Origin of the sequence: Jeotgalibacillus proteolyticus (genome assembly GCF_050107735.1) — a bacterium.
Taxonomy (GTDB): Bacteria; Bacillota; Bacilli; order Bacillales; family Jeotgalibacillaceae; genus Jeotgalibacillus; species Jeotgalibacillus proteolyticus_A.
This window is the reverse complement of sequence record NZ_JBNILO010000005.1, coordinates 114,317-127,960: the sequence shown is the minus strand read 5'-3', so window position 1 is coordinate 127,960 and position 13,644 is coordinate 114,317. Positions and strand designations below refer to the sequence as shown.

Annotated in this window: 16 protein-coding genes; 13 read left to right on the top strand and 3 right to left on the bottom strand. The window is 38.8% G+C overall.

The window, feature by feature from the left end; translation table 11 throughout:
* The first annotated feature begins 62 nt into the window (after positions 1–62).
* Positions 63–917 carry a DUF2785 domain-containing protein gene (locus ACQCT8_RS09785; protein ID WP_426870592.1) on the top strand — a complete coding sequence of 285 codons (855 nt, stop codon included), beginning with the start codon at positions 63–65 and terminating at the stop codon, positions 915–917.
* A 306-nt stretch (positions 918–1,223) separates the two neighbouring features.
* Here the strand turns inward: ACQCT8_RS09785 and ACQCT8_RS09780 are convergent, their stop codons facing one another.
* Positions 1,224–1,466, bottom strand: a complete 243-nt coding sequence (locus ACQCT8_RS09780; protein ID WP_426870590.1) for a hypothetical protein — start codon at positions 1,464–1,466, stop codon at positions 1,224–1,226.
* 368 nt (positions 1,467–1,834) lie between these two features.
* Here ACQCT8_RS09780 and ACQCT8_RS09775 point away from each other — a divergent pair, with 368 nt between their 5' ends.
* Together ACQCT8_RS09775 and ACQCT8_RS09770 are read left to right on the top strand one after the other, a co-directional pair.
* Positions 1,835–2,173 carry a hypothetical protein gene (locus ACQCT8_RS09775; RefSeq protein ID WP_426870588.1) on the top strand — a complete coding sequence of 113 codons (339 nt, stop codon included), beginning with the start codon at positions 1,835–1,837 and terminating at the stop codon, positions 2,171–2,173.
* A 118-nt stretch (positions 2,174–2,291) separates the two neighbouring features.
* Positions 2,292–2,432 (top strand): hypothetical protein, encoded by a 141-nt coding sequence (locus ACQCT8_RS09770; protein ID WP_426870586.1) that lies wholly within the window; start codon positions 2,292–2,294, stop codon positions 2,430–2,432.
* Between the two features lie 264 nt (positions 2,433–2,696).
* Here the strand turns inward: ACQCT8_RS09770 and ACQCT8_RS09765 are convergent, their stop codons facing one another.
* Both ACQCT8_RS09765 and ACQCT8_RS09760 read right to left on the bottom strand, forming a co-directional pair.
* Positions 2,697–3,095, bottom strand: coding sequence for a hypothetical protein (locus ACQCT8_RS09765; protein WP_426870584.1), 399 nt, complete (start codon positions 3,093–3,095; stop codon positions 2,697–2,699).
* A gap of 202 nt (positions 3,096–3,297) precedes the next feature.
* Entirely contained in the window at positions 3,298–4,722 is a 1,425-nt protein-coding gene (locus ACQCT8_RS09760; RefSeq protein WP_426870582.1) for an SLC13 family permease, read from the bottom strand.
* A 543-nt stretch (positions 4,723–5,265) separates the two neighbouring features.
* Between ACQCT8_RS09760 and ACQCT8_RS09755 the strand changes: the two genes are divergently transcribed.
* The 10 genes from ACQCT8_RS09755 (at position 5,266) to ACQCT8_RS09710 (ending at position 13,539) form a co-directional block, all read left to right on the top strand.
* Complete coding sequence (locus ACQCT8_RS09755) at positions 5,266–7,209, top strand: T7SS effector LXG polymorphic toxin (RefSeq protein WP_426870580.1); 1,944 nt, start codon at positions 5,266–5,268, stop codon at positions 7,207–7,209.
* A gap of 13 nt (positions 7,210–7,222) precedes the next feature.
* On the top strand, positions 7,223–7,855 hold the full coding sequence (locus ACQCT8_RS09750; RefSeq protein ID WP_426870578.1) for a hypothetical protein: 633 nt from the start codon (positions 7,223–7,225) through the stop codon (positions 7,853–7,855).
* Between the two features lie 200 nt (positions 7,856–8,055).
* Positions 8,056–8,688, top strand: a complete 633-nt coding sequence (locus ACQCT8_RS09745) for a hypothetical protein (RefSeq protein ID WP_426870576.1) — start codon at positions 8,056–8,058, stop codon at positions 8,686–8,688.
* Between the two features lie 26 nt (positions 8,689–8,714).
* The gene (locus tag ACQCT8_RS09740) at positions 8,715–9,014 is read left to right on the top strand and encodes a hypothetical protein (protein ID WP_426870574.1); all 300 of its coding nucleotides are present in this window, start codon (positions 8,715–8,717) and stop codon (positions 9,012–9,014) included.
* The gene (locus ACQCT8_RS09735) at positions 9,011–9,643 is read left to right on the top strand and encodes a hypothetical protein (RefSeq protein WP_426870572.1); all 633 of its coding nucleotides are present in this window, start codon (positions 9,011–9,013) and stop codon (positions 9,641–9,643) included. The genes ACQCT8_RS09740 and ACQCT8_RS09735 overlap by 4 nt, the downstream gene beginning before the upstream one ends.
* Before the next feature lie 32 nt (positions 9,644–9,675).
* A complete protein-coding gene (locus ACQCT8_RS09730; RefSeq protein WP_426870570.1) occupies positions 9,676–10,557 on the top strand; it encodes a GNAT family N-acetyltransferase in 882 nt (293 codons plus the stop codon).
* Between the two features lie 385 nt (positions 10,558–10,942).
* Positions 10,943–11,506 (top strand): GNAT family N-acetyltransferase, encoded by a 564-nt coding sequence (locus ACQCT8_RS09725; protein ID WP_426870568.1) that lies wholly within the window; start codon positions 10,943–10,945, stop codon positions 11,504–11,506.
* Positions 11,507–11,772: 266 nt separating this feature from the next.
* Positions 11,773–12,003 (top strand): KTSC domain-containing protein, encoded by a 231-nt coding sequence (locus ACQCT8_RS09720; protein ID WP_278240776.1) that lies wholly within the window; start codon positions 11,773–11,775, stop codon positions 12,001–12,003.
* A 196-nt stretch (positions 12,004–12,199) separates the two neighbouring features.
* Entirely contained in the window at positions 12,200–12,523 is a 324-nt protein-coding gene (locus ACQCT8_RS09715) for a nucleoside triphosphate pyrophosphohydrolase (protein ID WP_426870566.1), read from the top strand.
* 29 nt (positions 12,524–12,552) lie between these two features.
* Positions 12,553–13,539 (top strand): HNH endonuclease, encoded by a 987-nt coding sequence (locus tag ACQCT8_RS09710; protein WP_426870564.1) that lies wholly within the window; start codon positions 12,553–12,555, stop codon positions 13,537–13,539.
* Positions 13,540–13,644 lie beyond the last annotated feature (105 nt).

The window sequence follows — 13,644 nt, the reverse complement described above, 5'->3', positions numbered from 1 at the left end:
ACCTGTTTAGTTCAGTTGGTGTTGACCCTCGTAAAAAAAGTGAGTAGTAAAAGGGGATATTGATGAGTTTATTATCAGGAAAAGTTTCTTTGGGTGACTGTGAACTTAAAAATATATTAACTAAGATTAAACATGGAGAAAGTGACTGGCAAGAGGTAGATCGATTATCGATAATCGTGTCTATGCTAGAGCATATCGGCTCTACAGATGCTGAACTCCGAGATCAATTGATATATACTTCGTTTTACAGATTGATCATTGAGAGTAATCATCTAGAATCTGAACTATTAAAAGAACTATTAAATGCTTGCTTGAGTGAACTGATTTTTAAAGGAATCGGTGAAGAAGAAACGGATACAGTCTTCACAAGAGCGTTTAGTACACTTTTAATCGCATTGATTCTGTACAGAGATCATCAAGAAAATTTTTTATCATCAAGCACAGTTGCTACCATTAAAGAGAACTTAATTTCATACATCAACCTGGAGACAGATCTAAGAGGATACATCGCTGGTAAAGGGTGGGCCCATAGTGTTGCACATGTAGCTGACGCTTTTGGTGGATTGGTGAAAAATCCAAAGTTAAACACAGATTGTTATCCGGAAATACTAAGGACACTGTGGAACAAGATTCTAATATCCAAAACTGTCTATGTTCACGATGAAGAAGAAAGGTTACTCATACCTATACTTGAAATGCTGGATAGAGGACTGAACGTTCAAAAAGCAGAAGAATTAATACAGCACTTACCTATAGAATTAAAGAATCAAAAGGAGCAGTTGGAGAGTGAAAAGTATTGGTTCTTAGTGTTTAATGTAAAAACATTTTTAAAAAGTTTTTACATTAAAATAAACAGTGATTCTAAGTTGCGAACACTTCAAAAAAGTATTGAACAGGTCCTATCAAAAATCTCTTGAAAAAACCCCTTACAGAATTATGTAGGGGGTTGTCAAATTACATGAGAAATCCTCCATTGGAAATAAGTTAGTTTTTTCACAATCCAATAACTTTATTATTACACTTTCTCTAAAAGGATGTTTGATCTGAAAGCCGCTTAATTTCTTCTCTAAGCCAATTTTGCCAGAGTTATTGGAGTAGGAAAATAGTAAAAAATAAAAGGAGCCTTGCGAATCAAATTCATTCGTAAGGCTCCTTATATTTCTGATCTGAATTGACTCATTTTTTTAAAGATTTAACTATTTTTAAGAATTTTTTTTATGATTTTAAGAGTCATTACGGTATTGTTTAATGCCATTATCTTTCTTCAAAAATCCGATTATTAGTATTAAAATTGCTGCAATCAACGCAATAATACTTAACACATACAGAGGCTGTGCTTGGGAAGTTAACACATCGTCCCCAACGCTGCTACCTATTAATTTAATAATTGCTGAAGTAATATATGCAGCGGAATAAAGGATAGCTGATGCAATTAAAATTCCTGTTGATAAAATAACATATTTCATGAAATTTCCTCCTTTAGAGTGTGATAATAAGTTAATGAAAAGGCTGCATACTCCTTTTCCGGGTCCCGAAAAGTTGCTTCGTGGTTTGTCTCAGAAGATCTAGTTAATACGTTTATAATTCAAGAATTATTGGAAGCTGGTTATCCATCCTTGCTATAGTTAAACAATTGGTTGCATCTTAAATAAATAACTAATTGATTTTATAACTTTATAGGTATTCAAATCGTTCTTATGCGATTGGTTATTTCTTTGATACAGTGCTTTCCTTCTTTTTCATAGGTTGATGAGGGTGATAAGAGTCTGTAGAATATCTTTATATACCAATATCTTACTGAATAATTAGAGAAGGGGTGGGGCGTATTCGGAAAATGAAAATACTGGATACGATTCAAAAAGACTATAGGAAAAGCAAGGGTTTATTTCTCTTAAAGTTAATGATCAAAATACTCGCAATGTACTTTGCCTTCCGAGTTCTATATGCTGCAGGATCAGCAATCATATTTGAGAATTCTACAAAGGCTAATGTGGATTACTTTGTTTTCAGTATGCTTTTTATCTTAGGGTTATCAAATACGGTTCAGTTAGTTGAAATGTATAGGGATAAGAAAAAGGAACACTTTAAATTATTGCTTGCTTCTACGATTTTACTTATTGCCGTTAGTGCTGCTTTCTTTCTGTCATCAGCAATCGGGGGCGAACTATTTTAGCGATAGAGTGCTGGAAATGCAGTGTTATATTGAAATTTTGGTGGGAACAGCTGGTGTTTTGTTCATACGATGTAATTGATTTCAATTTTAGTTTAATCTGAAAGGTGGTTTACTAACAATGTCACGGAACAAAGAAGAAGACAGTGACAACAAAATAACGATGACCAAAGAAAAGTTTTATCTTGTTTTAGGATCCACCATCTTTCTAAGCATAGTTACATATGGAGTAATAACACAAATGCTAGAGAGATTATTTTAATGTGATGGAGGACTGAGCATAAAATGGTAATGGACAATTGGGTTGGGCGCTTCTTCTTGAACGATTAGTCTGTTCAGCTGGAGATGTCGTAATAGCCGTGGCTATGCTCTGTGGGATTGCTGTAGGAACGTGTATATAGCTCGGAATAGTTTACTGAGTGACAGTTCTTAAGCGGATAAAAGCTTATGAAGTGTTGCTTTTATTATCTAAAAAAGAGGATCCCAGCAGCTTTTCTTTATAAGTTTATAAGTAAAATTAAGATGTTTAATCGCTATTTTTCACTAACTCTAAAGACTCAGTATTATTGTTATGATCCCACCAAACCGTTACATCTATTGACTTTACTTCCGTCGTATCGTTAAACACATCTTCAGCAATACGAATTCTGAGTGGTTCATCTTCTTTATGGGATTCCGCCTCTAACCTTATTTTTCTTTGACCACGGCTAATATCAACCACGATTTCGTTCAAATTTTCTTCAGCAATTTCATTAGGTGTTAAATATAAATTAGTCATATCCGTTTCTTCATCTAAAATAATTTCTCCCTCCCAGTGATCACTGTCACCCCTGAACATCACATCACTGCCGCTAGTAGAATTATCACAACCAGAAATCAATGCGAAGAAAATTAAAAGCAGAAAACAAGATAAAATGTATCTCACAGTTCAACCTCCTAAATGATGAGCTTGTTAAAAATTGTAACATATCGTCATTTATTTATTTGCTTTATCTACCATTTAGTTCAAGATACTATAGAAACAGATATCGTCTTTTATTGAAAACAAACAGCACCGTATGAATGATCACACGGTGCTGATGGTACTGCGATAAGCCATTTATCAGTTCATTGGTGTCGCTGATGTCCTAGTTTAACACCACAGGCTGCCAAAAATAGACGAATAGAACAATCACGAAGATGGCGAGGATATTCATCCAGAAACCGGCTTTCACCATATCATTAATCGTTAAGTAGTCCGAGCTGAAAACCGCGGCATTTGGCGGCGTTGAGATCGGCAGCATAAAGGCGCATGAAGCGGTTAATGCCACGATTGCCATTATGGGATAAGGATCGACACCAATGGCAAGCGCCAGTCCAATGCTTACCGGAAGGAGCATATTCGAAACTGCAGTATTGGACATGATTTCAGTCATAAATAGAACAATAGCAGCAAGAGCAATCAAGATGACGATGAAAGGCAGAACACCAAGCCCTTCTAATAATCCGCCGAACCATTCAGTCAGGTTTGAGGATTCAAAGGCTGCAGCAAGCGATAATCCACCGCCAAATAGCAGCAAAATGCCCCACGGAAGCTCCTTCATATCCTCCCATATCATGAGCCCGCCCTTTTCCTGTCTCGCGGGGAAAAGAAACATGGAGACAGCTCCGATCATGGAAATCGAGGTATCCGACAGCGTATACGCTTCCGGCAAGAAACCGCTGGACATCCAGAGAAACCCAACGACAGAGAAAACCGTTAATACAGCTTTTTCCTCGTAAGACATCGGTCCAAGGTCTTTTAACTGATTCCTCGCAAAGTCGGACGAGATATCCTTTTGGTTTTCTACTTTGAACTGAATTTTGGTCATGTAAAAATACATTCCCGCAAGCAAAATAAGTGTCAGTGGAAAGCCAAATAAAAACCAGTCAAAGAATGTAACAGTCCGGTCTAAGCTGTTTGAGGCAACCGCTACAAAAACAGCATTTGGAACAGATCCTATAATCGTCGCAAGACCGCCGATGGAAGCGGCATAGGCAACAGTAAGAAGGAGACTCTTGGCAAAGCGATTAAGCGAGGCCTCATCAAAAAAGTTCTTCTCTTTAATTTCTTCTATTAAGGCAAGAGCAATCGGGAGCATCATGAGTGCTGTTGCTGCATTGGAGATCCACATCGACAGTCCTGCGGTAGCGATCAGAATCCCCAGTATAATCCGCTGACTTCCGGTGCCGACATACGATAAAATAAACATGGCAATTCTTCTATGTAAATTCCATTTTTGTATCGCGAGTGCAATCGTAAAACCGCCCATGTACATAAAGACAATCGGATCGGCGTAGGCCATCGCTGCGGTATTCTGATCAGCGCCGCCAGTAATCGGAAGCAAAAAAATCGGCATCAACGACGTAGCAGGGATCGGCATCGCTTCTGTAATCCACCAGGCTGCCACCCACAGCGTGACCGCCAGCACAGCCCTCGGCTCATCACCTAACCCCGTGATAGAAGGGATAAAATAAAAAATAGCAAACAGTAAAGGCCCTAAAAACAACCCTATTTTTTGTCTGGTTTCCACATGATACTCCTCCTTTTATTGAAAGCGTTTGCGAAAAGGTAAAGGTACCATGTAGCTGGAAAAAAGTAAATATACCTGAATACGAGAATGATAGAGTTGCGTTTAACAAAGGAGATGGAAGAGGATGCACGATGAAACCACATGGAATATGAAAAGGTTAGAAGAATCCATCCAAAACGTGATTAGCATGCTGGAGAAAGAACAGCTAGAGAGGCCTGGTTCGATGGTGGAGCTCTTAATAAAAAGGTAAAAGAAGGTGCTTAACATGGTTAAAAAATCTCAAGATGTATCAGATATACAGTCATCAGATTTCAATGTCATCGGAGGTTTATCATCATCCGGTACATAAACTTCATACCCATTAACCGTAGAGTAGACCGCACGAGTACAGACTAATCCTAAAACTAGTATTCTATTGATTTTAGAATGTAAACTATGGGTATAATGACTTATTTTTCTAGTTTGACAGTTTCCTGATTGCCTGGCTAAACGTTCCAACTATAAACTGGAAGAAATAGTCCAAGTGGTAAAGGAAGTGAAGCAATGTCTCAAACAGTCCGATATGATGCAGAAGCTCTGCAGACCACGATGGAGGAACGCGTGAGCCAGTATGAGAGCTTCAAGGAAAAGCTGGTGGTACTTAGGGAAAAGATGTTGGTGGTGACGGAGCTTGGGGATGCGTTTGAAGGAGAAGGCGCAACCAATATTAAGGATCTTTACCGCCATCAAAGTGAGATTGTGACATTATGGATTCAATTGGCAGAGCAACAGATTGCGTTTATGGGTGATGTGGGAGCCATGGCAGAGGACCGTACGCTAGGCGGCAATACTTTTATTGATGTTCCTTTTGCAGACAGCGATCTCCAGACTGCTCATATCAGATCCACCCAAATGTTAAGTCTGCAGCATGAGGATTTATCCGCTGTTCTATCGAGCATCAGCGACCTGATTTCGCTTGAGCCCTACTCTCCAACCGAGATGGAAATGTCGCTTGAAGACGCCAAACAATCACGCTTGGATACCGTGGAGACAGTAGAGGAGTACGATCAGTCGCTTGTTAGTGAATATGAGCTGTCAGAAGAAGGACAAATCTATCTTTCCGGTCGCTTTAATGAGCTCGTGAATGCTACGATGCAAGGGGCATCTATTGTTCCCATGTCCTTTAATGCAGCTTCTATTGAAGCAGGCGAGTTGTATCAGGTAAAGGATGAAGTTCAGCAGCGAAGTGTGGACTACATCACCTATAAAGAAGAGCAGCAGCAAGTCCGGGAAGCGCAGGCAAAACAGGCAGAGCTTGACGCGAGGCCCTGGTATGAAAAAGCCTGGGACACGGGAACCGTATTTGTAGGGGAAATCAGCGGGTATTACGACAGCAAACGGGCAGCAACAGGAATTGACCCTGTAACAGGTGAAGAACTGTCAGAAACGCAGCGCGCTACCGCAGCAGCATTAGCCGCAGCAGGATTTATCCCCGTTGTCGGCTGGGGAGGCAGGCTGGTCAAAGGCGGAAAAGCTATATACAATACCTCTAAAGGAGTCAATGCAGCCACTCATTCTCTGGATGCCTATAAATCGACTAAATCATTAAGCGCACTTGAAAAATCAGAGTTTGGGATCTACGGACTCGTCAGTGCGAATGGAATGACAGAATACATAACAGGACGCGACCTGATGGGCAACGAACTGACAGATGAACAGCGGAATGCAAGTTTACTTCAAAGCACGCTGCTACTAGGTGGAACGGCGTTTGCTATGAGAGGGACGACAAACGTCCTCCAGGATATGAAATCTGCTGGCAGCACGATCTCATCCGGCTCTAGGCATGTCACTTCGCAACTGAGTAATGCAACTGCCCATTTATCGACGCTGGCTAACCGGATCACTCCACATAATAGTGAAAAAGCGGAGCAGGTCGTGATGGTGAATGGACAGAGACAACATCTGAATGACGTTGGTGGTAATCCTTCAACATCCAGTCATGCAAATGATGCAGCAGGAGATATCAAGGGAATTAGTGAAGCAGATCAAAAAAAGTTAGAAGGCTGGAAATATGCTCCTAATGAGGAGAAGTATCTAAAATATAAAGAAACGTTTGATAATCCGAAATATTATAACCAGGAAACAGGAGAAATTAACTGGCCTCCGAATGATGGTTTTGAGGGAATTCGTGAAACTGTAAAACTAGATAAAGGTCATATCATAGATCGATACGGAGACGAAGGTGGCAAATTTTTATCTCCACAAGGTGTTCCTTATGAACAAAGGGCTCTTGCTTTACACAGTGATGAAATGCCTTACTATAGATATGAGATAATACGTCCCTTTAATGTGGAAAGCGGAGTCGCTGCTCCATGGTTTGATCGACTTGGAGGTGGGACACAATATTATACGGGTAATTTCGAAATAGCGGATACAGATACAGGTGAAATGTTTGAAGCTTCAGTCCAAAATTTGAAAGACTTGGGTTACATTAGAGAAATTGAATAAAGAGGTGATTGATTTGAATATGAAGCAGGCTGCAGAACTATTAAGTCGTGAAGGTAAATCTATGATTTATAAGAATAATTCTCTCCAAGAAGAGGTTTCACCATATGATAATTACTACCAATTAAAAGAAGATGAACACAAATGGGTATATGGTTTTTGGATGGTTGAAAGACAAAACAATCCATATTTTAAAAAACGAAAAGAATTTGATACAGAGGAAGAAGGAGCTAAGTATTTCTTTTTACAGACGTTATCCACTCACTATTTTTCAAAATATCTTGAAGAATTCATTAAGCAGCATCCTGAAGTTGATATATATGGGGATACGTTTGATGAGCGTGTACTTCGACAAGCGATGTCTTTATTGTCTATTCCATCTACTCTATTAGCAAATGATAAGAATCAAATAACAAATAAAGCAATAGTATTAGAAAAATCGGGTGATAGCCATACTGTCATTTTATTTGTAAATGAGAAAGGAGAAACTGTGAAATCAACCCTTCCCATTGAGAATGAAAGTGTTATGTTCTTTGCTTTCAAAAAAGTCTATAAGTTATACCTATTTGAAAAGAAGGTATCTCCACTTTTAGAATCCTATAATTTGAGAGATCAATTTACAGATGAGGATATTTTTCTATTTATCTAAGAAAACCCCAATCTAACATTCTTAATCGGATAACAGCTTAAAGAATTACATGATTACATAAAAGGCCAGTTCATTCATTGTTGTGTGAACTGGCTTTTTTGGCTATACCTATGGAAATTAAAGTAATCGACGGATTAGCCTTGTGATAGATTGTTAAAGTGAAGGGTTTAAATATGAAATGAGTAATGAGGTGAGTGGCTGTGAATATGAAGCAGGCAGCGGAACTTTTAAGTCAGGAAGGCATTTCAACGATTCTTAAACATAATGTCCTTCAAGAAGAGCCCCGGCCATACGAAAGCTATTATCAATTAAAAAAGAGTGAAGAAAAGTGGCTGTACGGATTATTTATGGTTGAAAGACAAAACAATCCGTATTTAAAAGTAAGAAAAGAGTTTAACGCGGAGGAAGAAGGAGCAAAATATTTCTTTATCGATCGGTTATCCTCTCATTATTTTTTAAAATATATTCAAGAATTTATTTCGCAACATCCTGAAGTTGATATATATAGCGATACGTTTGATGAGGAGGAGCTTCAAAGAGCTATGTCTTTATTAGCCATTCCTCCCTATTATCTGGCGAAAGGGGAAACGAAAGGTAAGAATAAAGCAATCCGATTAGATAAAAAGGATGATAATCACACCGTCATTTCTTTTCTAAATGATGAAGGAGAATGTGTGAAATCGACTCTCCCTATTGAAAATGAAAGTCTTCTGTTTTTTGCCTTCACAACAATTTACAAGTTGTACTTATTCGAGAAAAGGCTGTCACCGCTTTTGGAATTGCATCATTTGAGAGACGAATTCACAGATGATGATATTTATCTGTTTTTTTAAGAATATTTTAAATAGGAGAAAAGACGATGCCTCAATGTGAAAAAAGTTCCGTTCAAAATCAACTGCAACTCGTATTAGATCTGGTTCAGTCAAGGATCGAGCACACACCTCACAGCTATTATCATATGCTTGAAAAAAGAGTCATCACTGCGTCCGATCGATTAAAGAATGAACGGGATGGGGAGAAGACGTCACTAAATTTAAAGGGTGCATTACGGGCCTATTTAGATACGAACTTACCAAATAATTATGATGATCCACTTATCATTAAATTAGATAAATTAGAAATTCTGGTGGATCAGTATGCTAAGGATGGTGGATCATGAAGTTCGTTGATCTTAAAAACACGATGTCCGATAAATACAGTGTAAAGAAAAGAGAAGGAAACGGAGAAACAGTCATTCTACTTTACCCTAATAATCCGGATGGAAGTCCTAATCTTGATGGAGGGTACCATCTGGTAGGAAATCATGCAGAGAAAGAATGGAAGCTCTATGAAACTCAAAGAGATAAGAAGTTTTTAAAAGCAGTTTTTCCTCGTGAGGAACCAGGATTATTAGGGCTTTATTTAGCAGTAAAAAAAGTATATGAACATAAGCAATCTGACTTTGACCGGGAAATGAAAAACAAGTTGAGAAATATAAATCAACCTGGAGAAGGCATTGATTTATTAGAGCAGCAGTTTGATCAAAATCTATTTTCATTTAACAAAGAAACAAAGGGCGCAATTAATATTATTCAAGAAGGTACGGAATTTAGTGTGTGCTATATTTCAACTTTAGGAGAGTCTGTTCCGATTACGAAGAATAGACCCCTTCAGAGTGCATTTTCGGCTGCCTACAATTATTGCCAACTGCTTACCGTGTTTTCCGATCTTTTTGAAGAATGGAAGGAACGTCTGCAATTATCATTGGCAGAAGAGGAGAAATTAAAGAGGATTTTCATGGGGAAATAGCGATCTAATTAGCCCCAAATGGAGGAAGTTTCATGCAGGCGTATAGATTAGTAAGCGATTATCGCGACAATGATCGGCTGAGAGAGAGCTTTAATCGTTTAGCACAGGAAACGTTTCAGCTGGATTTTGATCCATGGTTTGCCCATGGCTACTGGACGGACAAGTACCTTCCTTTTTCTTTTTTAAATGAAGAAGGGGAAGTCATTGCCAATGCATCTATTTACAAAATGACGATTGAAATGAATCAGGTCACGCACCAGGCGATTCAAATCGGGACGGTCATGACGGATAAACGCTACCGGAATCAGGGGCTTGCCAAAAAGTTAATGGATCATATTCTGGAGCTGTATCAAGACCGTGTGGATCTTATTTACCTCTTTGCCAATCAATCGGTTCTCGATTTTTATCCTAAGTTTGGCTTTACCAGAGTGGATGAATGCGAATATAGTTTATTCTTCAAGAACAGTCAGATAAAAGTGAAGGATAAAGAGTTGATCAAACTAAGCGTGGATCACGACCTCAAGCTGCTGGAAAGCTTTGCGAAAAACCGCTGGATCCACAAAAGTACGAGTGCCGTGAAGGATAATCAGGAACTGCTTATGTTCTATTTTCTTATCGCATTTCCTGATTCAATTTACTACATTAAGGACTTGGAAACGATTGTTCTCATGAAACAGGAGGAAGAAGTGCTTCATATTTTCGATGTGATTTCGCTTAACGAGCAGGATGTGCGTGAAGTAGTAAGCCGTGCAGCTATCAAAACGACTGAACGGATTGTATTTCATTTTGAACCTAGGGCTATTGATGGTCTGAGCGTTCAGAAAAAGAATAATGGTGAGGATGCGTTGTTTTATTTAACCCAGAAATCTTTATTTGAGGGGGATGTTAAATTTCCCCTAACCTCGCATTCTTAATAGCGACGTACTGATCTCAAAAATGAGGGTTGACGTTAAAAGCTCTCTGTGGCAAAATAGTTGTAATTTTAAGAAAAAAGGCTGGGAAGAGAAGAGTAGGCAGGGCTGCGTTGACAAAGAGAACTCCGGTTGCTGGGAAGGAGGGAGACGGGCTTGCTGAACAAAGACTTGGAGCTGCGCAGGGAATCTGTTTTTGCAGAGGATGATGCGACGGGATCTCCCGTTACAGAGATAAGGTATACGCTGAAACCTGGCCGTACCTGATGAGGTTGATATAGTGATGTATCAATAAACTGAGGTGGTAACGCGGAAACTTCCGCCCTCAAGATAATTTTATCTTGGGGGGCGGGAGTTTTTTTGTTGTACAAAAAAGGGAGGGATTAAATTGAATCCATTATTTATTGAAATACCGGAGAGAATAGAAACAGAAAGATTAGTGCTGCGGATGCCACGGCCGGGAGACGGAGAAAAAGTGAATGAAGCCATCCGTCATTCCATTCATGAGCTGCGGAACTGGCTCGGGTTTGCTCAAAGCCTGCCAACTGTGGAAGAAACGGAACTCAACACAAGGGAAGCGCATAGTAAATTTTTATCCAGAGAAGCACTCAGGTATCTCGTTTTTGAAAAAGAAACAGGAGAGTTTGTCGGTTCCTCCGGCTTTCACAACATCAGATGGGAGATGCCGAAAGTGGAATTAGGGTACTGGATGGACACGCGGATGAGCGGGAAAGGACTGATGACAGAAGCGGTCGGGGCATTGACGCAATTTGCCCTTTCAGACCTGGGCTGCGTAAGAGTGGAAATTCAATGTGAAAAAGAAAACCTGAAAAGCCGCGGCCTGGCAGAAAGGCTTGGGTTTGATCTGGAAGGGATTCTTAGAAATGAAGACCTTTCTGTGGACGGGAAAAGACTGACAGACACATATATCTATGCGAAGGTGCGTGGTTAAGGAAAGCTTGACAGTGGAGTAGAGTCTGCCGCTGGATTTGTTTCACTGTCTCTATAAGGGAAAAAGTTCTGTTTTTGTCTTAAAATAAGAGGTTCTGTCGAGTCTATTTCGAAATGTTCAAACCCCATTTATAATAGGGTTAACGGGTTTGGGGGAACCAAAAAGCAAAGGGAAATCTTATAGATAGAGAAAAATAGTGCAACCTTCCCTTTTGGTATGAAGTACATCAACAAAACCACTAAATTCAGTAAAGGCGGTGAAGAAACATGGAAATGCGTCCTGTTAAATCTTCTCTAATTACAGCAGTCGGCTACGATCAATTTAATGAGATTCTGCGCATCCAATTTCGCACGGGGACATTCGATTATTATAGAGTGCCCAAATACATTTTTGAACACCTGATGAGTTCATTTTCAAAATCACGCTACTATGCAAGCTATATAAAAGATTCTTATACCTATTTGAAAGTGGTAAAAGAGCGGGAACTTACGTATTAGATAAAGAGAAAAAAGGTTCGGAAATGAGAGAGAGGGGCTCTCGTTTGCGGGCTTTTTTATTGTAGAAATAACAATTTTAATTCCTTCAATAAACTGCCGTTTTTATATATTTACTTAGGTTTACATAGTCGCTTATCCAGTTTCTAGCAGAGGGTGATACAATAGTATAAAATAGGTATTATAAGGTGATTTTTACATGCCAATTTATAATAAATTAGTGAGAGATTATATTCCTAAAATCATTGAGAAATCGGGCAAGAGCTATTCTGTGAAAACACTGGACGACGATCAGTATTTGAACGAAATAAAAAATAAAATGCAGGAAGAGCTGGAAGAGTATATAGAAGCTAAAGAAGATGAAGAGGCATTAAAAGAACTGGCAGATATCTTAGAATTAGTATACGCGGCAGCCGCTGCTTATGGGGCAACAAGCGAGGATATACAAAGAATCCGTGAAGAAAAAATTAAAATGCGCGGAGGGTTTAGTGAGAAAATATATCTCTTAGAAGTAGAGGATTAAGTTTGATTAGACTCTTAAAAGGAGGGGCCATGAGCTACAAATTACAAGTTGGAGAAATGAAAGCTTCCTACGTAACGGACAAGGAAATCTGGAGTCATTTTAATTACATTTTTTCGAGCAAATCTAGAAATTCCACTACATATAAGTTTGTATTAGTAAAAGCTATAATAGAAAATCTCTATAATATAAACGAGAATTTCGAACTGAAATATTTCAACTTATTCGGCAGCTTTACGAGGATATATTGGAATCTTGTGGTCCATCACAAGCTGAATCAGATTAACATGACAGGCAAGCAGGCAGAGGTACATAAGATACTCTTAGAGTTTCAAGCAAAGCATGGCATCGATTCATCGTTTGTCTTTGATAAGCTGTCTAACGAACTTCAGCTTAAAATCATAACGACTGTTACTAGGCGCTGCAAGATCAATGTGATGGGAGCTCTTTATGGCGATACAGCAGGTACCATCTATAATTTTGACAATAAAAAAGATGTGCTTCAGTTAAATGCTTCCTATTATGCTTTCATGCAACGGTTTCAAAAGATCGTCACTTACCTCACAAACTATCAGCTAGCTTTATTTTTAGAGAAATTTAATGATCAGGAAGATACCAGAGGCTTACTGGTTAAGGTGGAGAATGTATCTAAGCGTTCATCCCTAAATCAGTTTTATGAAATTCTGTCATCTTTTTATTCAGGGACTTGTTTTTACTGCGGGAAAACGATCAAAAACAAGAGTGGAGCACATGTGGATCATTTTATTCCCTGGAGCTTTGTGCAGGCAGATCAGCTATGGAATCTGGTGATTTCGTGCAGCAGATGCAATCTTTCTAAAAATGATAAGCTTGCTTCAGATATCTATTTATCCGCACTGATTGATCGTAATCAGGAATTTCTAACGGTGCAGCAAGTGAAAGTTAGGGAGGATATGAAGGTCTATGCTTCTAACAAGTTAGAATCTCTTTACCATTATACTGTTGAGAATGGATATAGTGATTTTTGGATGCCGAAGTGAAATTACATCCTATTTATTAAACCCATTGTGTTAAGATCAATTCTTTAAAACTAGTTTTAATCTCTAAATTTTGTTATGTTATAATTATGATTGATCAATCAATCA